Origin of the sequence: Aquabacterium sp., assembly GCF_034003525.1 — a bacterium.
In the GTDB taxonomy this organism is placed as follows: Bacteria; Pseudomonadota; Gammaproteobacteria; order Burkholderiales; family Burkholderiaceae_C; genus Aquabacterium.
This window is the reverse complement of sequence record NZ_JAVEYN010000002.1, coordinates 47,969-74,540: the sequence shown is the minus strand read 5'-3', so window position 1 is coordinate 74,540 and position 26,572 is coordinate 47,969. Positions and strand designations below refer to the sequence as shown.

Annotated in this window: 25 protein-coding genes; 21 read left to right on the top strand and 4 right to left on the bottom strand. The window is 64.8% G+C overall.

The window, feature by feature from the left end; translation table 11 throughout:
* Nucleotides 1-68 precede the first annotated feature (68 nt).
* Nucleotides 69-965, top strand: a complete 897-nt coding sequence (locus RBT42_RS01810; protein ID WP_320362046.1) for a LysR substrate-binding domain-containing protein — start codon at nucleotides 69-71, stop codon at nucleotides 963-965.
* Here the strand turns inward: RBT42_RS01810 and RBT42_RS01805 are convergent.
* Complete coding sequence (locus tag RBT42_RS01805) at nucleotides 950-1,969, bottom strand: LysR substrate-binding domain-containing protein (protein ID WP_320362044.1); 1,020 nt, start codon at nucleotides 1,967-1,969, stop codon at nucleotides 950-952. The two genes, RBT42_RS01810 and RBT42_RS01805, sit on opposite strands and share 16 nt — an antisense overlap.
* 225 nt (nucleotides 1,970-2,194) lie before the next feature.
* On the opposite strand from RBT42_RS01805, the gene torT (RBT42_RS01800) reads away from it, so the two are divergent.
* The 15 genes from torT (RBT42_RS01800) to RBT42_RS01730 all read left to right on the top strand — a co-directional run bounded on the left by torT (RBT42_RS01800) (nucleotide 2,195) and on the right by RBT42_RS01730 (nucleotide 17,318).
* Complete coding sequence (torT, locus tag RBT42_RS01800; protein ID WP_320362042.1) at nucleotides 2,195-3,268, top strand: TMAO reductase system periplasmic protein TorT; 1,074 nt, start codon at nucleotides 2,195-2,197, stop codon at nucleotides 3,266-3,268.
* Between the two features lie 44 nt (nucleotides 3,269-3,312).
* Complete coding sequence (locus RBT42_RS01795; RefSeq protein ID WP_320362040.1) at nucleotides 3,313-4,836, top strand: sugar ABC transporter ATP-binding protein; 1,524 nt, start codon at nucleotides 3,313-3,315, stop codon at nucleotides 4,834-4,836.
* 18 nt (nucleotides 4,837-4,854) lie between these two features.
* Nucleotides 4,855-5,871 (top strand): ABC transporter permease, encoded by a 1,017-nt coding sequence (locus tag RBT42_RS01790; RefSeq protein ID WP_320362038.1) that lies wholly within the window; start codon nucleotides 4,855-4,857, stop codon nucleotides 5,869-5,871.
* A gap of 84 nt (nucleotides 5,872-5,955) precedes the next feature.
* The gene (locus tag RBT42_RS01785; RefSeq protein ID WP_320362037.1) at nucleotides 5,956-7,491 is read left to right on the top strand and encodes a 4-hydroxyphenylacetate 3-hydroxylase N-terminal domain-containing protein; all 1,536 of its coding nucleotides are present in this window, start codon (nucleotides 5,956-5,958) and stop codon (nucleotides 7,489-7,491) included.
* A gap of 33 nt (nucleotides 7,492-7,524) precedes the next feature.
* On the top strand, nucleotides 7,525-8,469 hold the full coding sequence (locus RBT42_RS01780) for a VOC family protein (protein WP_320362034.1): 945 nt from the start codon (nucleotides 7,525-7,527) through the stop codon (nucleotides 8,467-8,469).
* 44 nt (nucleotides 8,470-8,513) lie between these two features.
* The gene (locus RBT42_RS01775) at nucleotides 8,514-8,927 is read left to right on the top strand and encodes a RidA family protein (protein WP_320362032.1); all 414 of its coding nucleotides are present in this window, start codon (nucleotides 8,514-8,516) and stop codon (nucleotides 8,925-8,927) included.
* Between the two features lie 37 nt (nucleotides 8,928-8,964).
* Nucleotides 8,965-9,498 (top strand): flavin reductase family protein, encoded by a 534-nt coding sequence (locus RBT42_RS01770; protein ID WP_320362030.1) that lies wholly within the window; start codon nucleotides 8,965-8,967, stop codon nucleotides 9,496-9,498.
* Nucleotides 9,499-9,505: 7 nt separating this feature from the next.
* Nucleotides 9,506-11,878 carry a xanthine dehydrogenase family protein molybdopterin-binding subunit gene (locus RBT42_RS01765; RefSeq protein WP_320362029.1) on the top strand — a complete coding sequence of 791 codons (2,373 nt, stop codon included), beginning with the start codon at nucleotides 9,506-9,508 and terminating at the stop codon, nucleotides 11,876-11,878.
* Entirely contained in the window at nucleotides 11,875-12,183 is a 309-nt protein-coding gene (locus RBT42_RS01760; protein ID WP_320362026.1) for a YciI family protein, read from the top strand. The genes RBT42_RS01765 and RBT42_RS01760 overlap by 4 nt, the downstream gene beginning before the upstream one ends.
* Nucleotides 12,184-12,210: 27 nt before the next feature.
* Nucleotides 12,211-12,870, top strand: a complete 660-nt coding sequence (locus RBT42_RS01755; protein WP_320362024.1) for a carbon monoxide dehydrogenase subunit G — start codon at nucleotides 12,211-12,213, stop codon at nucleotides 12,868-12,870.
* Nucleotides 12,871-12,907: 37 nt separating this feature from the next.
* Complete coding sequence (locus tag RBT42_RS01750) at nucleotides 12,908-13,408, top strand: (2Fe-2S)-binding protein (RefSeq protein WP_320362022.1); 501 nt, start codon at nucleotides 12,908-12,910, stop codon at nucleotides 13,406-13,408.
* A 3-nt stretch (nucleotides 13,409-13,411) separates the two neighbouring features.
* Nucleotides 13,412-14,221, top strand: a complete 810-nt coding sequence (locus tag RBT42_RS01745; RefSeq protein WP_320362019.1) for a xanthine dehydrogenase family protein subunit M — start codon at nucleotides 13,412-13,414, stop codon at nucleotides 14,219-14,221.
* A 15-nt stretch (nucleotides 14,222-14,236) separates the two neighbouring features.
* Nucleotides 14,237-15,094, top strand: coding sequence for a fumarylacetoacetate hydrolase family protein (locus RBT42_RS01740; protein WP_320362017.1), 858 nt, complete (start codon nucleotides 14,237-14,239; stop codon nucleotides 15,092-15,094).
* Complete coding sequence (locus RBT42_RS01735; RefSeq protein ID WP_320362015.1) at nucleotides 15,091-15,834, top strand: ribonuclease activity regulator RraA; 744 nt, start codon at nucleotides 15,091-15,093, stop codon at nucleotides 15,832-15,834. Before RBT42_RS01740 ends, RBT42_RS01735 begins: the two co-directional genes overlap by 4 nt.
* Before the next feature lie 473 nt (nucleotides 15,835-16,307).
* Nucleotides 16,308-17,318: a porin gene (locus RBT42_RS01730; protein WP_320362013.1), complete on the top strand. Its 1,011-nt coding sequence runs from the start codon at nucleotides 16,308-16,310 to the stop codon at nucleotides 17,316-17,318.
* A gap of 175 nt (nucleotides 17,319-17,493) precedes the next feature.
* Here RBT42_RS01730 and RBT42_RS01725 read toward each other — a convergent pair whose 3' ends face one another.
* From RBT42_RS01725 to RBT42_RS01715, 3 genes are read right to left on the bottom strand one after another with little or no spacing between them, the layout of a single operon-like run.
* Nucleotides 17,494-18,129, bottom strand: coding sequence for a nucleotidyltransferase family protein (locus tag RBT42_RS01725; RefSeq protein ID WP_320362011.1), 636 nt, complete (start codon nucleotides 18,127-18,129; stop codon nucleotides 17,494-17,496).
* Nucleotides 18,130-18,133: 4 nt separating this feature from the next.
* A complete protein-coding gene (locus RBT42_RS01720) occupies nucleotides 18,134-19,180 on the bottom strand; it encodes an XdhC family protein (RefSeq protein WP_320362008.1) in 1,047 nt (348 codons plus the stop codon).
* Between the two features lie 28 nt (nucleotides 19,181-19,208).
* Nucleotides 19,209-20,207: a LysR substrate-binding domain-containing protein gene (locus tag RBT42_RS01715; protein WP_320362006.1), complete on the bottom strand. Its 999-nt coding sequence runs from the start codon at nucleotides 20,205-20,207 to the stop codon at nucleotides 19,209-19,211.
* A gap of 379 nt (nucleotides 20,208-20,586) precedes the next feature.
* Here RBT42_RS01715 and torT (RBT42_RS01710) point away from each other — a divergent pair, with 379 nt between their 5' ends.
* From torT (RBT42_RS01710) to RBT42_RS01690, 5 genes are all read left to right on the top strand, one after another.
* Nucleotides 20,587-21,654 (top strand): TMAO reductase system periplasmic protein TorT, encoded by a 1,068-nt coding sequence (gene torT, locus RBT42_RS01710; RefSeq protein WP_320362003.1) that lies wholly within the window; start codon nucleotides 20,587-20,589, stop codon nucleotides 21,652-21,654.
* Nucleotides 21,651-23,183: a sugar ABC transporter ATP-binding protein gene (locus tag RBT42_RS01705; RefSeq protein ID WP_320362001.1), complete on the top strand. Its 1,533-nt coding sequence runs from the start codon at nucleotides 21,651-21,653 to the stop codon at nucleotides 23,181-23,183. The genes torT (RBT42_RS01710) and RBT42_RS01705 overlap by 4 nt, the downstream gene beginning before the upstream one ends.
* A gap of 8 nt (nucleotides 23,184-23,191) precedes the next feature.
* Nucleotides 23,192-24,217 (top strand): ABC transporter permease, encoded by a 1,026-nt coding sequence (locus RBT42_RS01700; RefSeq protein ID WP_320361999.1) that lies wholly within the window; start codon nucleotides 23,192-23,194, stop codon nucleotides 24,215-24,217.
* 203 nt (nucleotides 24,218-24,420) lie between these two features.
* Nucleotides 24,421-25,962 (top strand): 4-hydroxyphenylacetate 3-hydroxylase N-terminal domain-containing protein, encoded by a 1,542-nt coding sequence (locus RBT42_RS01695; protein WP_320361997.1) that lies wholly within the window; start codon nucleotides 24,421-24,423, stop codon nucleotides 25,960-25,962.
* A 23-nt stretch (nucleotides 25,963-25,985) separates the two neighbouring features.
* Nucleotides 25,986-26,537 carry a flavin reductase family protein gene (locus RBT42_RS01690; protein ID WP_320361995.1) on the top strand — a complete coding sequence of 184 codons (552 nt, stop codon included), beginning with the start codon at nucleotides 25,986-25,988 and terminating at the stop codon, nucleotides 26,535-26,537.
* Nucleotides 26,538-26,572 lie beyond the last annotated feature (35 nt).

Sequence of the window (26,572 nt, the reverse complement as noted above, 5' to 3'; positions counted from 1 at the left end):
GATTTGTGGAGTGAGCCTTCGGATAATCTGAAGGCTCATCGTCGGAAGATGGTCTGAAGGGAAGCACGGTGCATTTCGATCTACAGGATCTGAGGCTGTTTGTGCGGGTGGCCGAGTCGGGCAGCCTGACCCGGGCGGCCGGCTTGCAGCATGCGTCGCTGGCGGCTGTGAGTGCACGCATCAAGGCCCTGGAAGAGCAGGTGGGCATGGACCTGTTGGTGCGACAGGCACGAGGCGTCAAGCTGACGCCACCGGGAGATGCGTTCTTGCATCACGCCCGGGTGATGCTGCGTCAACTGGAGTCCATGCGTTCGGACTTGCAGGAGTACGGCGGCGGATTGCGCGGGCATTTGCGTGTGCATGCAAACACCACGGCCGTGTCGGACATCCTCCCTGATGTGCTGGCCGATTACCTGGCCGAGCATCCTCGGGTCAATGTGGACCTTCAAGAAAAACCGAATGCTGAAATTGCCCGTGGGGTGCTGGACGGTCGCTGTGACTTGGGCATCGTCGCCGGCCAGGTGGACGCCTTGGGCCTGCAGGCCCTGCACTTCAGCACCGACCGGCTGGTGTTGGCGGCTTCACGCCGGCACCCGTTGGCGCGTCGCAAGGCGGTGAGCTTTGCCGAAGTGATCAACGAAGACCTGGTGGGCATGCACCAGGGCAGCACCTTGCAGAACTTTCTCGAGGGCGAGGCGCACCGGCTGGGCAAGTCACTCAAGTTGCGGATTCAGCTGAGCAGCTTTGATGCCATGTGCCGCATGATTGGCGCGGGTGTGTGTGTGGGCGTGGTGCCCGAGAGCACAGCGCTGCGCAACCAGGACAGCCTGCGCATCGCGCTGGTGCGCTTGACGGACCCCTGGAGCGTGCGCGAGCGCTTCATCCTGGTGCGAGACCGCGCCAGCTTGCCGGGCTATGCGCAGGACCTGATCACTGCCATGGAGCACCGTTACCAGAACTCGTGATGGTGCAAGGGACGGGCGTCGAACTGCATGGGCCAGGTGGGCTGCAGTGCTGCCGCTTGTGCCTCGGCCTTGGCCATCGTCTGTGTGCATTCGCGCAACACCATGTGCACGAGCTTGAGCTCCATGGCCATGTGGCGTTCGCGCATCCAGATGGCACCGATGCGCATGCGCGTCTCGTTCAGGTTCAGGGGCAGGCATGCCAGTAAACCGTCGTTGGCGAACTGTTCGGCCACATCGCGCGACAGGAAGGCGATCGAGTCCGTGGCCTGCAACACGCCCACATTGGTCATGATGGACGAGGAGTCCACCTGCAGGCGTGAGATCTGGAGAGCATGCTGGGTCAGGAAAGCATCGATGTGCTGACGAACCTGGGTGCCTTGCGGTGACAGGATCACCGGGTACTGCTCCAAGACGCTCCAGTCGAGCAGGCGTCGCTGGGTGAGTGGGTGATCGCGGCGCACGGCCAGCACCAGCTCTTCCTCGTACAGCACCTCGTGCATGAGGTCTTCGCTCAAGGGCCGGCGCGGCAGGATGCTGATGGCCAGGTCCAGGCTGCCGACACGCAGATCGTGCGTGAGGCTGGAAATGGTGCCTTCGCGCACCGACACGGCCAGCGGCATGGCCTCGGCCTCAAGCTTGGCAATGAAGCGTGGCAGCAGACCAGCGGTGACCGAGGGGCTGACGCCCAGGCTCACGCGCGGCACGCGTCCTTCTTGCAGGTCACGCAGTTCTTCCTGGGCATTGAGCAGGCGGTTGAGCACCTGACGGCCATGGCGGATCAGGCAGGCGCCATGTTCGGTGGGCTCGATGCCATGGGCGTTCGTGACGAACAGGGGCGCTTCCAGAGAGTCTTCCAGGCCGCTCAGCATCTTGAGGAGCTGCGCTTCTTTGAGCCCCAGGAACATGGCCGCGCGCGGCACGGAGCGAAAGTCTTCGAGCGCCACCAGCACCTGAAAGTGACGGATCTTGAGGTTGGCGCGGATGTACCAGTCGAGTAAAGCCATGGGTCTTCCGTGTTGAAGGGGCCGAGGTTACGTGCGCAAGTTCCGTGCCGCATTGGGGATACCCCCCGGTCGATATAACTGCCTCCTTTTTTTTCGGCGTCAACGATTCATTAGACGCTGATGGCACCGGCTGACACCATGCGTTCACGCACTGAGAACAACTGTTCGTTGCGTTGAATGCCCCATCCCTATTGGTTCTGTAATGGTTTCTCTACTTTCGGGAACATGACGATGCTGAATGCCAAGATGCTTTTGAAGGGTGCTGCTTTGGGCAGCTTGCTGGCCTGTGCCGTGAGCGCGCAAGCGGCCAACTGGTACCCGCTGACCTTGAACTCCACCAAGGACGGCAAGACCACGCAGGTGCCGTACTCGCCGCTCGCCAAGGCTTCCAAGCCCTGGATGGTGTGCGTGTCCTTTCCGCACATGAAGGACCCCTTCTTCCTGGCTGCCAACTACGGCATCGTCGAAGAAGCCAAGCGTCTGGGCGTGCGCGTTCAGGTGATGGACGCCGGCGGCTACACCCAGGTGAGCAACCAGATTTCGCAAATTGAAAACTGCGCCGCCGGTGGCGCCGATGCGGTGGTGATGGTGGCCATTGCGGCTGACGGCATGAACAACGTGCTGGCCAATCTGAAGAAAAAGAACATCCCCGTGGTGGACGCCATCAACGGCGTGACCTCCAAGGACACCGGCGTGCGCGTGCTGACCAGCCCGCGTGACGAAGGTCTGCGTGCCGGTCAGTACCTGGCCAGGAAGTACCCGAAGGGTGGCAAGGCTGTGAAGGTGGCCTGGTTGCCGGGTCCTGCAGGCGCGGGCTTTGTGGAGGCGTTCAACGCCGGCTTCCATGAAGGCATCAAGGACAGCGCCGTGGTCGTGGTCGAAACCAAGAACGGCGACGTGGGCAAGGAAGTCCAGGCTCGCTTGGTGGAAGACCTGTTGCAGACCCACAAGGATCTGGACTATCTGGTGGGGACCGCCGTGATGGCCGAGTCGGCTGTGCCGCTGCTGCGCGCCCGCAACCTGCAAGACAAGGTCAAGCTGCTGTCGGTCTACATGACCCCGGGCGTCTACCAGGGCCTCAAGAGCAAGTCGATCGAAGCGGCCGGTAGCGCGCCCGTGGTGTTGACGGCTCGGATCATGCTGGACTCCGCCGTGCGCTTGCTGGAGAACAAGGTCGAGCACACCGACATTGGCACCCTGGGCAGCGTGTTCACCCAGAGCGATGTCGCGAAGCTGCAGCCGGACACCGTGCTGGCGCCGGCGTCGTTCAAGCCTGTCTTCCGCTTCGGTGGCAAGTGAGCTGCTGAACGTGGACCGCTGAACCCTCTGAGAGACCTGTCACCATGCTTCATCCCACCCGCGTCGATGTGGTCGAGCAGCCTGTGCTGCAAGCCCATGGCCTGAGCAAGCGCTACGGCCAGCATCTGGCACTCCATGACGTCAGCTTCAGTGTGAGCGCCGGCCAGGTGCACGTGCTGTTCGGCGAGAACGGGGCTGGCAAGTCCACCCTGATCTCGATGCTGGCGGGCGCCCGTGAGCCCAGCGAAGGGGAGATCGAGGTGGCAGGTTTCCGGGGCGTGTTCCGCTCTGTGTCTGAGTCCCGGCAACACGGCGTGCGCGCCGTGTTCCAGGAATTCTCGCTGATCCCGATGTTGAGCGTGGCCGACAACATCACCCTGGGTGAGGAGCCGTTGACAGCGGGGGTGATCTTGTCGCCGAGCAAGGCACGGGAAGAGGCTCAACGTTTGATCCAGGTGCTGGGCTTTGACCTGGACCCGGACGCCCGTGTCGAGACCTTGCCGCGTGGCAAGCAGCAGATGGTCGAGATCTGCAAGGCGCTGCGTCATCGTCCGAAGGTGCTGATCCTGGACGAGCCAACGGCGTCGCTGTCCGAGCACGATGCGCAGTCCCTGTTCAAGTTGGTGCGCCAGCTCAAGGACCAGGGCACCGCCATCGTCTACATCACCCACCGCATGCACGAAATCCCGCTGCTGGGCGACGAGGTGACGGTGCTGCGCGATGGCCGTCTGGTGGCCACGGTGCCGGCGACCACGCCAGAGAGCAAGCTCATTGAGCTGATGACCGGCCGCACGATGGCCAAGATCTATCCGGTGCTGCGCGAAGACTTCGGTGCGGTGCGCCTGGAGATGGACCATGTGACCCTGCGTCACCAAGTCGGCCAGGTGGCGGTGCGCGATGCCAGCTTGCAAGTGCGTGCGGGCGAGATCGTCGGCATCGCTGGCCTGGTGGGCTGCGGCAAGAGCGAGTTGGCCCAGGCCTGCTTCGGTCTGCATCGCTTGCAAAAGGGCGAGATTCGCCTGGACGGTCAGGCTTTGCACCTCAAGCGTCCGGCCGATGCGATCGCCAGCAAGATCTGGTACAGCCCGTCGGACCGCAAGAACGAGGGCCTGGCCCTGGGTCGTCCGGCGCGCGAGAACATGTCGCTGTCGGGCTTGGTGTGGGGCTCGGTGGCCAGCCGCTGGCTCAAGCCCAAGCGTGAACGCGAGCTGCTGAACGACGTGGCTGGCCGCGTGGAATTTCCCAGGCACCGCCTGCGCGAGCCCGTGGGCAACTTCTCCGGCGGCAACCAGCAGAAGGTGCTGTTGGCCAAGGGCCTGGCCCAGGACATCGAGGTCTACCTGTTCGACGAGCCCACGGTGGGCGTGGACATCGGTGCCCGGCTGGCGATCTACCAGTGCCTGGGTGAGCTGAGCGCGGCGGGCGCCGCCATCGTGATGGTGTCGTCCGACTTGCCCGAGCTGATGGGCATGACGCACCGGATGCTGGTGATGAACGAGGGCCGCATCGTGGCCGAGTTCCAGCGTCCAGAGTACGACGAGCACCGCATTCTCGAAAAGTTTTTCTGATTCTTCCAAGGACTTGCCATGCAATCCCCTCCCACCGCTGCCCTGTCTGTGACGCCGGAACCCGTCGCGCCCTCTTTCAAGCTGCTGCCCTGGCTGCAGCGCAACCGCCAGCAACTGGCGCTGCCCGTGATGTTCGTGGCCGCTTTGATCTGGTTCTCGTGGCAGGCCCCCGGCTTCCTGTCGGGAGACAACCTGACCAATGTGTCTCGCCAGTCCGTGTACCTGTTGATCGTGGCGCTGGGCCAGCTCATTGTGCTGATCTGCGGCGGGCTGGACCTGTCGGTCGGCGCGGTCGTGTCGCTGACCTCGGTCGTGAGCGCCACGGTGATGGCCGCGGTGTACGCCGCGATGCCGGATTCACCGGGTCTGGCCATTGCGGCGGGCCTCGCATCGGGGATCGTCATCGCCCTGGCGGTGGGTGTCATCAACGGAATCGGTGCCACCTGGTTCAAGATCCCGCCCTTCATGATGACGCTGGGCCTGTCGTCGGTGCTGTTTGGCATCACCTTGCTGGTCAGCGGTGGCGTGCCCATCTACGGTCTGCCGCCTGAACTGGGTCAGATCTTCGGCTACGGTCAGTTTGCCGGCATGCCCATCCCCTCGCTGGTCGCCCTGCTGCTCGTCGTGCTGACCTATGTGCTGCTGGAGTGGTCGCGCTTTGGTCGCCATCTGTACGCCACGGGCGGCAATGCCCGCGCTGCTGAACTGTCCGGGGTCAACACCACCCGCGTCACCATCATCGCCTTCATCCTGTCGAGCCTGATGGCCATGCTGGCCGGCATCTTGCTGACCGCCCGCCTGGACACCGGCGAATCGAACATCGGCGCCAGTCTGCCCCTCGAATCGATTGCGGCCTGCGTGATTGCCGGTGTGAGCCTCGCCGGCGGCCAGGGACGCACCTTCACCGTGCTGATCGGCACCCTGCTGATCATGCTGGTCCAAAACGGCCTGAACCTGATGCAGGTCGGTGCCTATGCCCAAACCATGTCCATCGGCGCGATCCTGATCTTCGCCATGGCCCTGTCCCGTCATTGAACCCCATTGGTCCCTGACCTTTCTCTCAACCCCCTGTCTGTTACCCACTGACTTAACCGAGCGAGACCCATCATGAATGCACCCATGAACAAAGCTGCGCTGATTCCTTACACCGGCAAGGAATACCTCGAGAGCCTGAACGACGGCCGCGAAGTATGGATCTATGGCGAGCGCGTCAAGAATATCGCCGAGCACCCGGCCTTCCGCAACTCGGCCCGCATGGTCGCGCGCTTCTACGATTCGCTGCATGACCCGGCCCGCCGCGATGTGCTGACGACCGAGACCGAATGGGGTGGCTACACCCACCGCTACTTCCGCGCCCCGATGAACGTGGCCGAGCAGGTCGCCGCCCGTGATGCCGTGGCCGAATCGCAGCGCATCTCGTATGGCTGGATGGGCCGCTCGCCCGACTACAAGGGCTCTTTCCTGGCCACGCTGGGCGCCAACGCCGCTTTCTACAAGGGCTACGAGGCCAACGCCACCGCCTGGTACCGCAAGGCCCAAGAGCGCACCGCCTACATCAACCACGCGATCATGAACCCGCCGGTGGACCGCGACAAGCCGTCGGCCGACACCAATGACGTGTTCATCCGCGTGGTGCGTGAAACCGACGCCGGTATCTATGTCAGCGGCGCCAAGGTGGTGGCCACGGCTTCGGCCCTGACCCACTTCACCTTCGTGGCCCACGCCGGCCAGATCCCCATCAAGGACGGCGCTTACGCCCCCGTGTTCATCGTGCCCACCGGCGCGCCCGGCGTGAAGATGATCTCGCGCATGTCCAACGAGCAGCGCGCCGCCGTGCTGGGCAGCCCGTTTGACTACCCGCTGTCCTCGCGCATGGACGAGAACGACGCCATCCTGGTGCTGGACAACGTGTTCGTGCCTTGGGAAGACGTGTTCATGCACAACAACGTCGACCTGGCCAACCGCTTTGCCCCGGACTCCGGCTTCAACGCCCGCGCCGCCATGCACGGTTGCACCCGTCTGGCTGTGAAGCTCGACTTCATGACGGGCGTGCTGTCCAAAGCGCTGAGCATCACCGGCAGCAAGAGCTTCCACGGCGTGCAGTCGCGCTTTGGTGAAGTGGTCGCCTGGCGCAACACCATGTGGGGCCTGTCGGACGCGATGGCCAAGAGCAATGTGCCCTGGAACGGCATGGTGCAGCCGGACGCCCGTTACGGTGCGGCCTACCGCACGATCTCGCAGATCGCTTTCCCGATGATCAAGCAGATCATCGAAGCCAGCGTCTCGAGCGGCCTGATCTACCTGCCTTCGCACGCCGACGACTTCAAGACGCCCGAGCTGCGTGGCTACCTGGACCGCTTCGTGCGCGGCTCCGGCGGTGTGGACGCCGAACAGCGCGTCAAGGTCATGAAGCTGCTGTGGGACTGCATCGGCACCGAGTTCGGTGGCCGCAGCGAGCTGTACGAAATCAACTACCTGGGCTCCAACGACGTGACCCGCCTGGCCAACCTGTGGGAAGCCCAGGGCAGCGGCGACATGGCCAACATGGAAGCGCTGGTGGACCGCTGCATGAGTGAGTACGACCTCAACGGCTGGACCACGCCTGACCTCGTCAACAACGATGACGTGAGCTACCTGCGCAACAAGAAGGCCTGATCGACGGCTGCACCCACACAAGGAGTTTTGACGATGCCCACCGCCATCGACGTCGCCTACGTCGTCTACCAGTGCACCGATCTGGACCGCATGGAGTGCTTCATGCAGGACTTCGGTCTGGTCACCGCCGAGAAGCGTGGCGACGCGCTGTACATGCGCGGCGCCTCCGCGGCCCCCTTCATCCACGTGACCCGCAAGGGGGCGGACAACCGCTTCATCGGCGGGGCGATGCAGATGGCCTCGAAGGCCGATCTGGAGGCACTGGCGGCCTTGCCGGGTTCGTCGGCGGTGGAGCCCATCACCGACATGCCGGGCGGCGGCTGGCGCGTGCGCATGCACACCCCGGACGGTGTGCCGCTCGATGGGGTGTGGGGGCAGACGCCTTCGGCGCCTTTGCAGCTGCGTGAGCCCAATGCCTTCAATGCGGGCACGGTGAAAACGCGCGTCAACTACTCCTTGCGGCCCAAGCGTGAGCCCGGAATGGTACTGCGCATCGGCCACTTCGGTCTGCGCTGCGCCAGCCATGATGACACGCTGGTCTGGTTCCGTGAGCGCTTTGGCGTGCTGGACTCGGACTACCTGTGCGTGCCGGGCGACGAGAGCAGGGTGATCGGCACCTTCCTGCGCTTCAACCAGGGTGAAACGCCGGTGGATCACCACTTCATGCTCATCACGCAGTCGCGTAACCCCGCCGACACGGGCGTACACCACTGCAGCTTCGAGATGCAGGACATCGACGCGCTGATGGGGGCGCACGACTACCTGCTCGAGCGTGGCCATGAGTTGGAGTGCGGCGTCGGCCGCCACCTGGTGGGCAGCCAGATCTTCGACTACTGGAAGGATTCCTTCGGCTTCCGTGTCGAGCACTACACCGATGGGGACGTCTCCAACATCCACTACCAGCCCGTGCGCTATGCCGTGGCGGCGGACGAGACGACCCAGTGGGGCATGCAGCCCCCCAAGACGTTCTTTGACTGAGTTTTCCCTTCCCCTTGATCTCAACCCTTGCCGAAAGGTTTTCCATGTCTTTGAAGAAGCAACGTTTCATCTCCCCGGATGTCGCTGAGTACCCTCCCGGCCACTGGTCCAACTGCATCCGCGTTGGCGACCAGATCTGGCTGTCGGGCTTCACCTCGCGTGCCAATGACCTGAAGACCATTCAGGGCGAAGGCAGTGCTTACGAACAAGCCAAGGTCATCTTCCAGAAGATCAAGAGCTGTCTGGAAGCGGCGGGTTCGGGTCTGGAAGACGTTGTCAACATGACCATCTTCGTGGTCAACATGGCCGACAACAAGGAAATCTGGCGCGCTCGCCAGGAGTTCTTCACGGGCGACTTCCCTTGCTCGACCCTGGTTCAAGTTTCGAGCCTGGCCCAAGGCGACATCAAGCTGGAAATCCAGGCTGTGGCCATGGCCGGCAGCGGTACCAAGGCCTGATCCACCTGATTGATTGCCATTGCGTTTGGAGTTTGTCATGCCCCCCATCGAACTGAAAGATACAGAAGCCAGTGCGACCGTCGCGCCAGCCTCTCCGTTCACGTCCAGAGATTTCCGGGATGCGATGGGGCGGTTTGCCGCCGGCGTGGTGGTGATCACAACCAAAGTGGGCGAGGACGCCCACGCCATGACGGCCACGGCTTTCATGTCGGGCTCACTGGAGCCGCCTCTGGTCATCGTGTCCATCGCGCACACCGCGCGCATGCACGACAAGATCAAGGACTCCGGCGTGTTCGGTGTCAGCATCCTGGGCAGCCGCCAACAGTCGGCGAGCAACCACTTTGCGGGCCGTGGTGTCGAAGGCTATGCGCCGAAATTTGAATTCCTGGGTGGTGTGCCCGTGCTGGCCGAGGCCGACGTGCAGCTGACCGCCGATGTCCGCCACAGCTATGCCTGCGGTGACCACACCCTGTATGTGGGCGAGGTGCGCCAGCTGATCAATGCGCCGATCGAGCCGCAACCGCTGGTCTATCACAAAGGCCGCTACGTCCAGGTGCAGGCGGCGGCGTGAGGCACGGATGAACGCTGAGTCCCCGTCCTCCTCGTCTTGCGGGATCGGCGCGCCCCTGCCGCGCCGTGAAGATGTGCGCATGGTGACCGGTCGCGGTCGCTATGCCGATGATGTGCGCATGCAGGGCCAGGCCTATGGCTATGTCCTGCGCTCGGATGTGGCGCATGCGCGCATCCGCCGCATCGATGTCAGCGGGGCGCTGGCCGTGCCCGGCATCCTGGCCGTGCTCACGGCCGAAGACTATGCGCAAGATGGCTGGGGTGACATTCCCTGCCTGAGCATCCCGCCCACGATCACGGGCAAGACCTATCACGCCACGCCGTTTCCACCGTTGGCCCAGGACCGTGTCCTGGCCATCGGTTCAGGCGTGGCCTTTGTCGTGGCCGAGTCCCTGGCGGCGGCCATGGATGCGGCCGAGCAGATCGTCGTCGAGTACGAGAGCCTGCCGGCGGCCCCGACCGTGGAAGCCGCGATCGCGCCCGGCGCGCCGCTGGTCTGGCCTCAAGCGGAGGGCAACCGCTGCTTTGTGCACGAACTGGGCGATGCCGCGAAGACGGACGCCGCCTTTGCACAAGCCGATCGCGTCGTGCGCGCGCGCATCCGCAGCCAGCGCGTGGCTGGCAACCCGCTGGAGCCGCGCACCTGCCTGGGCCATTACGACCAGGGCACTCAGCGCTGGCACCTGACCAGCTCCACCGCCAACCCGCACCGCATCCGCCTGCTGCTGGCCGAGCACATCATCCGTGTGCCCGCACACCGTGTTCACGTGGTTGCCGGTGATGTGGGTGGCGGCTTTGGCACCAAGGGCGGCCTCTATCCGGAAGAGATCCTGGTGGTGTGGGCGGCGCAACGTGTCGGACGCCCGGTGAAATGGGTGTGCGACCGCAGCGAAGCCTTCCTGTCCGACTTCAACGGTCGCGATCAGATTGCCGATGCCGAGATGGCCCTGCGGGCCGATGGCACCGTGCTGGGCCTGCGCGTGGTGCTGAACCACAACCTGGGGTGCCAGCTCGGCCCCTCGACCGCGCACCCGCCTTTGGTGGGCTCGCGCATGCTGTCGGGCGTGTACGCCTTCCCGGCCATGCACGTCACGGTTCAGGGCATCTTCACGAACAGTCGCACGCTGACCACCTACCGAGGCGCTGGTCGTCCGGAATCGACCCTGGTGGTCGAGCGCATGATGGAGCTGGCCGCGGCAGAGCTGGGCATGGACCCGGTCGAGATCCGCCGCCGCAACTTCATCCGCCCCGAGCAGATGCCCTACCGCACGGCCATCGCCGAAACCTATGACTGCGGTGAGTTTGAAGCCATCCTGGATGAGGCCCTGGTATTGGCCGACTGGAACGGCTTTGAGCAGCGTCGCCAGGCCAGCGAGGCCAAGGGCCTGCTGCGCGGCCGTGGCCTGTCGATGTACATCGAGGTGTGCGCCACCATCAGTGACCGCATGGAGATCCGTTTCGATGCGACCGGTGGCCTGACCATTCTGGCGGGCACCTTCTCGTACGGTCAGGGTCATGAAACGAGCTACCCCCAGATGATCCACGAGTGGCTGGGCGTGCCGATCGATCGCATCCACTTCCTGCAGGGCGACACCGACAAGATCGCCAACGGGCGCGGCAGCTTCGGCTCGCGCAGCATGACGGTGGGCGGCTCGGCCTTGAAGGCCGCCTGCGACGAGGTGATCGAGAAAGGACGCCGTGTGGCGGCCATCCTGCTCGACGTGCCCGAGACCGCCTTGCGCTTTGCGCGTGGGGTCTACCACGTCGAGGGCAGCGATCAGCAGATCACGCTCGACCGCGTGGCGCGCACCACCTACGCCTGGGGCACGCCCAAGCCCTTGCCGGCCGATCTGTGGAACGGCCTGGAGGGCCGCGGCTACTTCAACGCCAATCCGCAGAACTATCCGAACGGCTGCTACCTGGCCGAGGTCGAGATCGACCCGGACACGGGCGTGGTGACCTTGGATGCCGTGTCTGCGGTGGACGATGTGGGCACGGTCATCAACCCGCTGGTGCTGGAAGGGCAGATCCACGGCGGCATCGCCCAGGCGGCCGGCCAGGTGCTCAAGGAAAAGATCGTGCACGCGCACGATGGGCAGCTGCTGACCGGCTCTTTCACCGACTACGCCATGCCACACGCGGGTGACTTCCCGCGCTTCAAGCTGGCCATGCACCCGGTGCCCACGCGCACCAACCCCCTGGGGGTCAAGGGCGGCGCCGAGACGGGCACCGTGGGCCTGCCGCCCGCGATCGTGACCGCCATCGTCGATGCCCTCAAGCCCCTGGGCATCACCGACATCGAAACGCCCGCCACCCCGCTGGTGGTGTGGCAAGCCATTCAGGCGGCACGTGCCGCCCAGGCAGTGGAGAACACGCAATGAACCTGTACATGGTCTACCGACTGGACCGCACCGACGGCCAGGCCCCCGCCATCCGCGAGGCCGTGCGCCCCGCCCACCGTGCCTACATGGACCGCTTCAGCGCCCGCGTGCGCCTGGGCGGCCCGGTGCTGGACGCCAACGGCCAGGGTTGTGGCGGTCTGATGGTGATCGAAGCCGAGAACGAAGACGAGGTCCGCGCCATGGTGCAGGACGACCCCTTCGAGCAGGCCGGCCTGTCGGCGCACATCGACATCCGCCCCTTCCGCTGGCAAACCAAGCGCCCGGCCGATCTGCCACCCCTGTAAAGCACGCGAAGAGAGAGGACCACGGCCATGGAGCTGAATGGAGCACAAGTCATTCCCCAGTCGCGTGAGCGCGTCTGGGCCGCCCTGATGAGCCCGGCCATCCTGCAGGCCGCCATCCCGGGCTGCGAAGCCATTGAAGACCAAGGGCAGGGCGTGTTCGCCGTGACCGTGATGGCCGCGGTGGGCCCGGTCAAGGCCCGTTTCAAGGGCCGCCTGCAACAGCTCGACCTGCAAGCGCCGACGCGCTACACGCTGAGCTTTGAAGGCAATGGCGGCATGGCCGGTTTTGCCAAGGGCAGCGCCGAGGTGGACCTGGAAGCCGTCTCCGAGAACGAGACCAAGCTGGTCTACCGCACCCAGGCCGAGATCGGGGGCCGTCTGGCCCAGATCGGCTCGCGCCTGGTGGATGCGGCGGCGGCGCACATGTCCAAGCAGTTCTTCGAGCGCCTGGTGCAGGCCATGCAGGCCCCGGCGCCCGAGGCTGCGGTCGCGGCTTCCGTGGCCACCGCGGACGCTGCCCCTGTGGCTGCCCCGATCCCGACAGCGACACCCGTGGCCGTGGCAGCGCCTGTGGCCGTCGGCGGCGCCGGCCTGGGCTCGGTGGTCAGCGTGCAGATGCCGGCCTGGACCTGGGCGTTCACCGTCAGTGTCATCGCCTTGCTGGCCGCGTACCTGGGCACGCACTGACCCTTCGGATCGCTGACACGCTGAAAGCAGGTTTCCCATGTCCCAGATTTCCATCACCGTCAACGGCATCGTGCAGACGCACGAGGTCGAGCCTCGCACCCTGCTGGTGAAGTTCCTGCGTGAGCACTGCGGCCTCACCGGCGCCCATGTGGGCTGCGACACCACCCAGTGTGGCTGCTGCACCGTGCACCTCGATGGCCGTGCCGTGAAGTCCTGCACCATGCTGGCCGTGCAGGCCGACGGCGGACAAGTCACCACCATCGAAGGCTTGGGCTCGCCCACCCAGATGCACCCCATGCAGGCGGCCTTCCAGCAGCACCACGCGCTGCAATGCGGCTACTGCACCCCCGGCATGATCATGCAGGGCGTGGACATCGTGCGCCGCGGCCTGGCCGGTGACGAGCGCGTCATCCGCCATGAGCTCGAAGGCAATCTGTGCCGCTGTACCGGCTACCAGAACATCGTGGAGGCGATCGCCGATGTCGGCCGCCGCTGCCCCGAGTCCTGTGGCGGCCCGCGCCGCACCGCCGAGGTCTGAAGCATGGTGGACTTTGACTACGTCAAGCCGGCCACCCTGGCCGAGGCCTTGGCCTTGCTACGAGCTGACCCCGAGGCCAAGCCCCTGTCGGGCGGCCAGACCCTGATCCCCACCCTCAAGCAACGCCTGGCCCGGCCCAGCCTGCTGGTCGACCTGCAGGCGCTGCCCGAGCTGCGTGGCATCGAGGTCAGCGACACGCACGTCAGCGTGGGCGCCATGACCCGCCATGCCGAGACCGCCTCGCACCCCGGCATCGCGGCAGCCATCCCCGCTTTGACGCACCTGGCCGGCGGCATCGCCCACCCTCAGGTGCGCCATGTGGGCACCATGGGTGGCTCCATCTCCAACAACGACCCGGCGGCCGACTACCCCGCGGCGCTGGTGGGCCTGGGGGCCGAGGTGCAGACCACAGAGCGCGTGATCCCGGCCGATGAGTTTTTCACAGGCCTCTACAGCACCGCGCTGAGCCATGGCGAGCTGTTGCTGCGCATCCGCTTTCCGCGCCCTGTGCGTGCGGGCTATTGCAAGATGCCCAACATCGCTTCGGGTTATGTCACCACCGGCTGCTTCATCGCCGAGACCACGCCGGGTGTGGTCCGCGTCGCCGTCAATGGCGCCGGCCCCTGCGTGTTCCGCCACGCCGAGATGGAGGCCGCCTTGTCGGCAGACTTCTCGCCGGCCGCCTTGAGCGCCTGCACCCAATCGCCTGAAGGCCTGAACGCCGACCTGCACGCCACGCCCGCCTACCGCGCCCAATTGGTGATGGTGACGGCACGGCGTGCGCTCGACATGGCTTTGCGCCAACCCATTTGAACCGAGGAGCACAACATGAAATGGATGTCATTTGCCACCCCGATGGGGAGCAGTTTCGGGGTCGTCCATGGCGACCACATCGTTGACGTGGGGATGCGTCTGGGCGCCACCTGCCCGGACCTGCGCACCGCCTTGCGTGCCGGCCCGCTGAGCCGCTTTGCCGCTTTGGTGGAGGGCGCGACGCCCGATCACCACGTCAATGACGTGATGTTCCTGCCCGTCATCCCCAACCCCGGCAAGATCCTGTGTGCCGGTCTGAACTATGTGGCGCACCGCCTCGAAGGGCAGCACAAGGCCGAAGCCAGCGTGCCGCCTTTCTTCACCCGCTTTGCACAGTCACAGGTGGGCCATGGCCAGCCCATGGTCTGCCCGCGTGAATCGACCCAGTTCGACTACGAGGCCGAACTGGCCGTGGTCATCGGCCGTGCAGGCCGTCGCATCGCCGAGGCCGATGCCCTCAGCCACATCGCTGGCATCAGCTGCTACAACGACGGCTCGGTGCGCGACTGGCAGCTGGCCTCCGGCCAGTGGACCCCCGGCAAGAACTTCCCGGCCACCGGCGCCTTTGGCCCCTGGATGGTGACGAGCGACGAGCTGGCGCCGGACAGCGTGCTCAGCCTGGTTTGCCGTCTCAACGGTGTCGAGATGCAGCGCACCACGACCGACCTGATGATGTTCAACATCCCGCAGCTCATCGCGTTTTGCTCCACCTTCACCACGCTGGAGCCCGGCGATGTCATCGTCACCGGCACCCCCGGTGGCGTGGGCCTGCGCCGTGACCCGCAGGTGTGGATGAAGCACGGCGACGTGGTCGAGATCGAACTCGAAGGCGTCGGCATCTTGCGCAACCCCGTCGTCAAGGAGGCCGCATGAGCCAGCCCGCCCCGCACCAGCCCATTTCCGAAGAACTGCGCGCCAAGCTGTCGCGCTGTGGCGCTGCCACCATCAGCAACGCCTTGCTCAAGCGTGGCTACCGCAACACCTTCTTGCTGGGGGTGCAAGGTGTCGCGCCCGGCCAGCCGGCCATGGTCGGCCCGGCCTTCACGCTGCGCTTCATCCCGGCGCGCGAAGATAAGGACACCATGGCGCTGTACGCCCGTGACGACGGCCTGCACCGCCGCGCCATCGAGGAATGCCCGCCCGGCGCCGTGTTGGTGATGGACGCCGGCGGCGATGCCCGTGCTTCGTGCATGGGGGACATGATGGCCTTGCGCTTGAAGATGCGCGGCGTGGCCGGCGTGGTCACCGACGGTGGTTTCCGCGATGTGCCGGGTATTGCGGCCACCGGTTTGCCGAGTTTTCAGCGTCAAGCCTCTGGCCCAGCCACGCCGATTGCATTACACCCCGTGGAATTTGATGCGCCGGTGGGTTGCGCTGGCGTCGCGATATATCCCGGCGATGTGATCGTCGGCGATGGCGAAGGGGTGGTGGCCATTCCGAGAGAACTGGTCGAAGAAGTGGCCGATGAGGCTTTTGCGGCCGCCGAATATGAAGCCTTTGCCGCGGCCCATATTGCCCGTGGACGGTCCATTTTTGGTTTGTTCCCGGCCACGCCGGACAGCCGGGTGGAATATGAGCAATGGGTGACCGCCGGGCGCCCCGCCATCGTCTGAGGCGTCAATCGGGTTTGTCCTTGGTGCAAGGGCATGATGTAGAAGGATTGCAACGCATCTTCTGCCTTCGGAAAACATTTTCGTCAGGGCATTGAAAGGTGAATCTCATATCGCGCACCAAACTGATCATGTGAGTTCCCCAATTCAGTGAAAACCCGGTCACGAGATGGCCCGGTCGGCATTTTGCCGCCGGGCTTTTTTTCATGGGCGCCATTTTGGTGTGTCTGGGTATTGGGTTTGTCTGGATATAACCTTTGAGCATTTTTTCAAATGTCTTATTTCATTGGTCACAAATCGTGTGCATGTGAACAATCAAATCACCTTGAGACACATCCCTGCTGTCACAAGAGACCCGGACACATGCTGGACACCATCAGGCTTGCAGCGCTCGCTGCGCCTCGCCAGCGCCGGGGCGATCTCTGAGCATCACAGGTCCATCGCGACCTCCAACCACACGTACGAAAAGGTGATTCATGAAAAAGACCGTCATTGCGCTGGCAACCCTGTTGGCTTCGGCCGCCTATGCCCAATCGAGCGTCACGTTCAGCGGCGCCGTGGACATGAGCATTGAGAAATCCGGCTCGGGCCAGCCCGTCAAGCTCGAGTCCGGTCGCAGCAGCAACACCTTCTTCCGCATCGCTGGCGTCGAGGACCTGGGCGGCGGCTTGAAGGCCAACTTCTTCATCCAGACCGTGGTGTCTGCTGACACGGGCTTCAGCTCCAGCGTCGGCAACGACGGCTCCTTCGTGGGCCTGAGCGGTGGCTTCGGTGCCATCAACGTCGGCAAGAGCCTGAACCCCATCTTCCTGCAGGCCCTGGCCTACACCGCCAACAACACCAAGGGCGTGAGCGGCTTTGCCACCCTGGGTGATGGTCTGGGTGACCAGCCGTTCCTGGCTGGTGACAAGGGCACGCTGAACAACGGCGGCGTGACCGTGAACAACCAGATCACCTACAGCACGCCCAACTTCTCGGGCTTCAGCGCCACCGTGGGCTATGCGCCGTCGGAAGTCAAGGGCAACAAGAACCACCAGGTCGTGACCGTGCAGTACGCCAATGGCCCGCTGATGGTGGCGCTGGGTCATGGCACCCGTCCTCGCTCATTGGTGCTGGATGCCACCAACGCTACCAACGTGCCCGACGAGATGATGAGCCAAGTGGGCGTGGCGTATGACTTCGGTGTGGCCCGTGCCACCTTCCTGTTCCAGAAGGACCGCAACTACGCCGATTCGAACGCCTACTCGCTGGGTGTGACCGTGCCCGTGAGCACCGGCAGCATCTGGGCCTCGTTCGACACGCGTCAACTGGCCAACGACGAAAGCGTCAAGGTGCTGCAACTGGGCTACAAGCACTTCCTGAGCAAGCGCACCCACCTGTACGCGAACTTCGGCACGCGTGACAAGAGCTGGGATACGCCCACCAACACCATGACCACCGACAAGCGTGTCACCGGTTACGGCTTCGGTATCAACCACACCTTCTGATCGCACGTCGATCAGGTCAGGCTGAATGCAGTGATTCAGCCTGACACCCCTCGCTCTTTGGTCTCTACAGGGTTCTCCTTTTGGGTCGGCTGCCAAGTCCGACCCATTTTTTTGTCTATGTGGTCCCGGCCCAGCCGCTGCCACGAGGCGCACCGGCTCAACCCATCAAGCCGAATCAGTCGGGCAGTTGAAGACGGCCGCCGCCCAGACCTCGATCCGCCTGTGCGAGTGCCTCCAGCGTGTCCACATCGGTCGTGAAATGCGCATTGGCACTCACAAAGCGCATGACCTGATCCTGTGCTGTGCGTTGCCAGTCGCGCACGCCCAGTGCATCGGCTTGGGCGAGGGTGGCCTGGATGGCGATCCGACTGAGCAGGGTGGGGTGGCCGCGCTGGCCCGCAACGACGGGGAACAAGCATTGCACCGAGGGTGGGCGTGCCGTCCACTGCTGCAAAGCCTCCTGCAGGTCGCTTGCATCGAGCAGCACCAGGTCTGACAGGATGACCATCACACCTTGGGTGTCGGGTCGCAATGCGGCCAGACCCAGGCGCTGGGAGTCCGTGATCTCTGACGCCTCGGTTGCGTGGCGCACCGTGCGAACGGGGAGATTGGCGATCAACGGCGCCAGGGTTTCGGCATGGGCCCCCAGCACCACGACGATGTCGCTCACACCCAGTGCGCGCAGAGCATGTATCTGGCGGCGCACAATGGGTTCGCCATCCAGTCGCAACGCCCCTTTGGCCAGGCCACCCATGCGACGGCCTTGGCCTGCCGCCAGAATCAGGCCGCTGAGATCGGGTGCGGTGTCCATGGGGTCAGTGGCGTGTACAGGACGGCTCCAGCAGGGCCGGGTTGCGGTCCTGGGCATTCTTGGCGTGCCCCACCTGCATCTGCGCGGGCAACGCGATGCCGTTCTTGGCGGCCACGATCTCGGCCAGGATGGACAGCGCGATTTCCGCGGGCGTCTTGCTGCCGATGTACAAGCCCGCCGGGCCGCGCAGGCGTTCGACCTCGGCCTCGGTCAGGTCGAAGTGTTCGCGCAGGCGCTCACGGCGGCGCTGGTTGTTGAGCCGCGAGCCAATGGCGCCCACGTAAAACGCCCGTGTCTTCAAGGCGTCCATCAAGGCCAGGTCGTCAAGCTTGGGGTCGTGGGTGAGGGCGATCACCGCGGTGCGCTCGTCCGGCCGCATGGCCTGCACCACGTCATCGGGCATCTCGCTCACCAAGGTCACCTCGCTCAAAGTCCAGCCTTGTCGGTGCTCGATGCGCGGGTCGCAGACGGTGATGTCAAAGCCCAGGCCCAGCGCGGTGGCGCACAGGTACTGCGACAGGTCCCCTGCACCGATCACCAGCAAGCGGTAGCGGGGGCCCAGCACCAGGCTGAGACGCTCTTCGCTCAGGCTGGGAGCCGCATCGCTGTGGGGGGCAGCGTCCAGGGTCACATCGCCTGTTCGCATGTCCAGATTGCGCTGCACCACTTCGCGAGCGTGCAGGGCGTCCAGCAAGGCGTGGATGCGACTGCGTTCTCCCAAGGGCTCCAGCACCAGCTCGATGGTGCCGCCGCACGGCAAGCCATAGCGGTGGGCGGTCTCCTCGTCGATGCCGTAGCGCAGCAGCTGAGGCAGACCATCGGGGCACAAGGCCGCGGGACCGGTTTCACGCAGGCGCGCCACCAGATCGTCCTCGATGCATCCGCCCGAGACCGAGCCCACGGTCAGGCCGTCGGGCCCCAGCACCATCAAGGCACCAGGTGGACGAGGGGAGGAGCCCCAGGTCCGCGCCACGGTGACGAGGATCGCACTGCGCCCCTCGTCGAGCAAGCGGGCGCAGGTTCGGAGAACGCGGGTGTCGAGGTCTTCCATGGGGTCTGTCGGTGGAGGGGGCTCTGGCTCACAGCGCCAGAGCCAGCGCGGTGGCAGAGACCTGCGCACCGGGATGATGGGGGTCACGCTGGCTGATCAGCTCATCGCGGATCTCACGGAACAGCGCGCGTACCTGTTGCTGTGCCTTGGTCATCTTGCGCTCGACCATCCAGACCAGGCCCACATGCATGTCGATGTTGGGCAAAGCCAGCGGCAGGATGCGCAGCACCCCGGTGTTCTGGAAGTACTGCGCCACCTCGCGTGACAGGCAGCCGACCGATTCGGTGCGTTGCAGCACGCCCACGTTGGTCAAGGTCGACACCGAATCGATGTGCCGACGCGGCACGTTGACCTCGTGTTGCAGCATGAAGTCATCGATCAGGTTGCGTGTGAAGGTGCCAATGGGCGGCAGCACCATGGGGTAGTGCGACAGCATCTGCCAGCCCAGCTCAGGCTCCTCGGTCAGCGGGTGGCCCACACGGGTCACCAGCACCAGCGGGTCGCGGTACAGCAACTCGGTGCCGAACTCGACGCCCATCGGGCGCGGCGGCAGGTTGCCCACGATCAGGTCCAGATCGCCCGCTCGCAACATGGGCAGCATCGACTCCATCGTGCCCTCGCGCACCGATGCGGTCACGTCGGCAAAGTCGGCTTCCAGCCGGGCGATGAACTCGGGCACCAACGAGGCCGTCGCTGCAGGCAGCACGCCCATGGTGACCTTGGTGACCCGGCCTTCGGTGATGTCCAGCAACTCGGAGCGCAGCGAGACCATTTCACCCAGGATGTTGCGCGCGTGGCGGATCAGGCAACTGCCGTGCTCGGTGGGCTCCATGCCCCGGGCCGTGCGCTCGAACAGCTTGACCTCCAGGCCGCTTTCCAGGCCTGCCAGGGTCTTGGAGATGGCCGGTTGCGTCACGTTGAGGTAGTCGGCCACGCGGCCGACGCTGCGCATGTCATCGAGGGCGACCAACAGCTGCAGGTGGCGCAGTTTCACGTTGGCGCGGAGATACCAGTCGAGTTGGGCCATGGGGCTTCCGGGCAAAGGGCGGAAAACGGCTCCACCCGAGGGCATGAATGGAAATGTGGTTTAAGCACAAATCGTGCCGAACATGCTTTGACGCCGTTTCGGGGGCGATTTTGCGCGCTGTCCGGTGATGTGGCGGGATTCTGCACCTCGCAAGTGCCGCATCAGCATTGGTGAAATCCCGCATGCACCGAGAGAAAGCAGGGTTCAAGGGTTTTCCCTTGATTGGTGCTCAGGGTTAGTACGGCATAACCAAACAGACATATAACCGAATGGAAATATTCAATAGACGTCCGGTCCAGGCCTGGCCAACACTGTGACCGTCAACAGCGCATCTCGGCTGTTTTTTTCGGACCTTTGTACCTGCCCTCTGGACGCGATCATGAAGACTCATTTCCCCCTCGCCCGATTCGTTGCCGCCACCGCCTTGGCCTGCGCCGCCGTCGGTGCCCAGGCGGCCGAGTGGTTCCCCCTGCCGGTCAACAGCACGGCTGCCAATGGCACCACCAGCCAGGTTCAGTACCAGGCCCTGCCCAAGGCCGCCCAGCCCTGGAAGATTTGCGTTTCCTTCCCGCACATGAAAGACCCCTTCTGGCTGGCCGCCAACTACGGCGTGGTCGAAGAGGCCAAGCGCCTGGGTGTGAAGCTCCAGGTGCTGGATGCCGGTGGCTACACCCAGTTGAGCAACCAGATCTCGCAGATCGAGAACTGCGCGGCCGGTGGCGCCAAGGCTGTGGTGATCGGCTCGATCTCGCAAGACGGCCTCAACAACCTGGTGGCCGAACTCAAGAAGAAGAACATCCCCGTCGTGGACGCCTTCAACGGCATCGTCTCCAAGGACGTGGGTGCCCGCGTGCTGACCATCCCGCGTGAGGAAGGCGAGCGCGCTGGCCGTTACCTGGCTCAGAAGCATCCCGCGGGCAGCAAGCCCGTCAAGGTGGCCTGGTTGCCGGGTCCTGCAGGCGCCGGCTGGGTCGAGCTGTTCAACGCCGGTTTCACCTCGGCCATCAAGGGCAGTGCCGTGCAGATCGCCGAAACCAAGTACGGTGACACGGGCAAGGAGGTGCAGTCGCGTCTGATCGAAGACCTGCTGCAAACCCACAAGGACATCGACTACGTGGTCGGCACCGCCGTGACCGCCGAAGCCGCGGTGCCGGTGCTGCGCGCCCGCGGTGTGGCCGGCAAGGTCAAGGTCGTGTCGGTTTACATGACCCCCGGTGTCTACCAGGGCCTCAAGGCCAAGACGATCGACGCCTCGGGCATGGCCCCGGTGGTGCTGACCGGCCGCATCGCCATCGACCAGGCTGTGCGTCTGATCGAGAAAAAGGACGTGCTGACCAACGTCGGCCCGGTGGGCAAGGTCTACACCCCGGCAGACATCGGCACCCTGAAGGTCGACACCGTGCTGGCGCCGGCCAACTTCCGTCCCACCTTCCGAGTCGGTCAATGAGTGCCGTGCTGGCTCAGCTGGATGCGGCTCACGGCGTGAGTCAGGCCGAACCCCTGATGCGGGTTCGGGGCCTGAGCAAGCGCTACGGCACGCATCTCGCGCTCAAGGGTGTGGACCTGGACCTGATGCCGGGTGAGGTGCACATCCTGTTCGGTGAGAACGGCGCCGGCAAGTCCACGCTGATCTCGATGATTGCCGGCGCCAACCAGCCCACCGATGGCTGGCTGGAGGTGGGGGGGCACAAGGGCAGCTTCCGCTCGGTGGCCGAGGCGCGCGCTCATGGGGTGCGGGCGGTGTTCCAGGAGTTCTCGCTGATCCCGCACCTGACGGTGGCCGACAACATCACCCTGGGTGAAGAGCCGGTGGCGGCGTTCGGTTTCCTGTCACACGCCTCGGCGCGTGAGCAGGCCGTGCGCCTGATCGCCGACCTGGGCTTTGACATCGACGCCGATGCCGTGGTGGCCGACCTGCCGCGCGGCAAGCAACAGATGGTCGAGATCTGCAAGGCGGTGCGTCAGTCGCCCCGGGTGCTGATCCTCGACGAGCCGACGGCTTCGCTGTCCGAGCACGACACCCAGGCGCTGTTCGCCCTGGTGGCACGGCTCAAGGCGCAGGGCACGGCCATCATCTACATCACACACCGCATGCACGAGATTCCCCTGATCGGGGACAGCCTGACGGTGCTGCGTGATGGCGCGCAGATCGCGACCGTCTCGGCGCAAACGCCCGAGTCGGACCTGATCGAGCTGATGACCGGCCGCACCGTGTCGGACATCTACCCCGCGCCGCGCGGCGAGCCGGGGCAGGTGCTGATGTCGCTGCGTGGTCTGAGCACCGCCGACGGCGCCGTCATCGAGGCCAGCCTGGATGTGCGTGCCGGTGAGATCCTGTGCGTGGCCGGTCTGGTGGGCTGCGGCAAGAGCGAGTTGGGTCAGGCCTGTTTCGGTCTGAGCGCGATCGCGTCCGGTCACCTGACGGTTGATGGCAAGCCGGCGCGCTTCCAGCACCCGGCCGATGCGATCGAAGCCGGTGTCTGGTACTCGCCGCCCGACCGCAAGCGCGATGGTCTGGCCCTGATGCGCCCCGCCCGCGAAAACATGACCCTGTCCTCGCTGGCTTTCGGCAAGGCGCGTGGCGTGTGGTTGCGTGGGAAAGCCGAAGGTGAATTGCTGTCCCACCTGTCCTCGCAGGTCGACTTCCCCCAGCCGCGTCTGGGCGAGTCGGTGGCGAACTTCTCGGGCGGCAACCAGCAAAAGGCCTTGCTGGCCAAGGGCCTGGCCCAGGACGTCAAGGTCTACATCTTCGACGAGCCCACGGTGGGCGTCGACATCGGCGCACGTCAGGCCATCTACAAGTATCTGGGCGAGTTGAGCGCAGCGGGCGCTGCCATCGTGCTCATCTCCTCGGACCTGCCGGAGTTGCTCGGCATGTCGCACCGCCTGATGGTGATGCGCGGCGGGCGCCTGGTGAGCGAGTTTGCGCGTGCCGATTACGACCAGCACCGCATCCTTGAGCAGTTTTTTGAGTGAGTGAAATCATGTCCACAAGCACGACCCTTGCTGCCCCCGCTGTGGTGGCGAACGTTCCTGCCAGCGAGGCTCCGGCTGCCTGGCGCCAGTGGCTGGCCCGTCACCGTCAGGCGGCGGTGCTGCCGGTGCTGTTCATCGGCGCCATGGTCATCTTCACGGCCCTGGCCCCCGGCTTCCTCAGCCTGGACAACCTGACCAACGTCGCACGTCAGTCTGTCTACCTGCTGATCGTGTCACTGGCTCAATTGCTGGTCCTCATCGGCGGTGGCCTGGACCTGTCGGTCGGTGCCGTCGTGGCGCTGTCCTCGGTGGTCGGTGCGTCGGTGATGGCCGCCGTCCTGCAGGCCATGCCCGACTCGCCCGGTCTGGCCATCCTGGCTGGCACCGCGGCGGGTCTGGCTTCCGGAGCCCTCATTGGCCTGATCAACGGCTGGGGCACCTCGGCCCTGCGCATCCCGGCTTTCATGATGACGTTGGGCATGTCTTCGGTGGTGTTCGGCATCACCTTGCTGGTCAGCGGTGGGGTGCCCATCTATGGCCTGCCGCCCGAGTTCGGCCAGCTGTTCGGCTTCGGCTCGCTGCTGGGCGTGCCGACCCCGGTGTGGGCAGCCCTGATCGTGGTGGTCGCGGTGTACGTCCTGCTGGAGCGCACCCGCTACGGTCGCCACCTGTATGCCACCGGCGGCAACCTGCGTGCGGCCGAGCTGTCCGGGGTGCGCACCCGTCGCGTCAGCATCATCGCCTTCGTGCTCTCCGGCGTGCTGTCGGCCCTGTGCGGCCTGCTCCTGACGGCCCGCCTGGACACCGGGGAATCCAATATCGGGGCCAGCATGCCGCTGGAATCGATCGCCGCCTGCGTGATCGCCGGTGTGGCCCTCGCCGGTGGCGTGGGGCGCGCCCTTGCGGTGGTGGTGGGCACCTTGCTGATCGTGTTCGTGCAGAACGGCATGAACCTGATGCAGGTGGGCGCCTACGCCCAAACCATGGTCATCGGCGCGATCCTGATTGCGGCCATGGCCTTGTCAAGAAAGTAATAAAGCACCGGCTCATGCCTGGGAAGCAGGCGGCAATGGGTTGTTCTACTCATGTCGCACCGGTTATGAGCACGGCTTGCAATCGTCATTAGACAAACCGGCTCCCGTCCCAGAACATGGGACCTACAGCACCACAACAACAGCAGCTTGAGTGAGGCGCTCGGCACCCCCGAAGCCCTCTGTATCCCCCAGGAGAACTTGTCATGTCAGCAGCAGAAGTCAACAAGGACCACATCCCCTTCACCGGCCAGGAATACCTGGACAGCCTGGACGACGGCCGTGAGGTCTGGATCTACGGCGAGCGCGTCAAGAAGATCACCGATCACCCGGCCTTCCGCAACTCGGCCCGCATGATCGCCCGCATGTACGACGCGCTGCACGATCCGGCCAAGAAGGACATCCTGACCGTGCCGACGGAGTGGGGCGGTTTCACCCACCGCTTCTACCGTGCCGCCAACACCATCGAAGAGCAGGTTGCGCAGCGCGACGCCATCGCCGAATGGCAGCGCATCTCCTGGGGCTGGATGGGCCGCTCGCCCGACTACAAGGGTTGCTTCCTGGGCACCCTGGGCGCCAACGCCGACTTCTACAAGGGTTTTGAAGAGAACGCCCGCCGCTGGTACCGCAAGGCTCAGGAAAAAACCTGGTACGTCAACCACGCGATCATGAACCCGCCGGTTGACCGCGACAAAGGTCCGGATGCCGGCAAGGACGTGTTCGTGCGCGTCACCAAGGAAACCGACAAGGGCATCTATGTGAGCGGCGCCAAGGTCGTGGCCACCGGTTCGGCCCTGACCCACTACACCTTCATCGGTCACGTCGGCCAGGTGGCGGTGCAGGACCCGGCCTACTGCCCGGTCTTCATCATGCCCACCAATGCCCCGGGCGTGAAGCTGCTGTGCCGCGTCTCCAACGAGTACCGCGCCGCCGCGCTGGGCAGCCCCTTCGACTACCCGCTCTCCAGCCGCCTGGACGAGAACGACGCCATCCTGGTGATGGACAACGTGTTCATTCCTTGGGAAGACGTGTTCCTGCATGGTGACCTGAAGCAGGCCAATGCCTACAACGTTGGCTCCGGCTATCTGGAGCGCGCCTCCATGCACGGCTGCACCCGCTTCGCCGTGAAGATGGATTTTCTGGTCGGCCTGCTGACCCGCGCGCTGGAAATCACCGGCGCCAGCACCTTCCACGGCGTGCAGTCGCAGCTCGGTGAAGTCATCGCCTGGCGCAACGCCTTCTGGGCCTTGTCGGACGCCATGGCCAAGAGCGCCCAGCCCTGGAACGGCATGATCCGCCCCATGCCCGAGCCTGCCGGTGCCTACCGCGTGCTCAACCAGGAGGCGATGCCCAAGATCAAGAACATCATCGAGACCGTCGTGGCCTCGGGCCTGATCTACCTGAACTCGCACACCAGCGACTTCAAGTCGCCCGAGATCCGTCCCTACCTCGACCAGTACGTGCGTGGCTCCGGCGGTGCCGATGCGGTCGAGCGCGTCAAGGTCATGAAGATGCTGTGGGACGCCATCGGCACCGAGTTTGGCGCCCGCCACGAGCTCTACGAAATCAACTACATCGGCTCCAACGACGTGACCCGCCAGACCAACCTGTGGTCGGCCAAGGGCAACGGCCTGTTGGACCAGTGCAAGGCCTTTGCCCAGACCGCCATGGACGAGTACGACCTGGACGGCTGGAAGTCCAAGGATCTGATCAACCCGGATGACGTGAGCATCCTGACCAAGCGTTGAGAGTTGCCATGAGAGACATGTCCATGACCGCCCTTGCCATGATGGAAACCATGCCCCCTGTGAATGTGCCCGCGCCTGTCGTCGAGCCGTCAACGCCCACGTTCACTTCGCGTCAGTTCCGCGATGCCATGGGCCAGTTCGCCACCGGTGTCGTCGTCATCACCACCGAGGTGGACGGCGAAACCCACGCCATGACGGCCAACGCCTTCATGTCGGGCTCGCTGGAGCCGCCGCTGGTGATCGTGTCCGTGGCTTGCTCGGCCAAGATGCATGAGCGACTGCAACGCGCGGGCCGCTTCGGTGTCAGCGTGCTGGCCAAACCGCAGCTGAGCGTCAGCAACCACTTTGCCGGCAAGCCCTCGCCCGACTACGCACCGACCTTCCTGTCCTTGTGCGACATGCCGGTGATCGAAGGCGCGGCCGTGCAACTGGCCGCCGACCTGCAGCACGCCTACCCCTGTGGCGATCACACCCTGTTTGTGGGCCGTGTGCAGGAGCTGTGCCTGGACGGCGACTGCGGTGGCCCCCTGCTGTACCACGGTGGCCGCTACGCCGCCCTGAACCAGCTGAACTGAGCGGCATGGGGCGCAGGCCCTACCCGATGACGAAT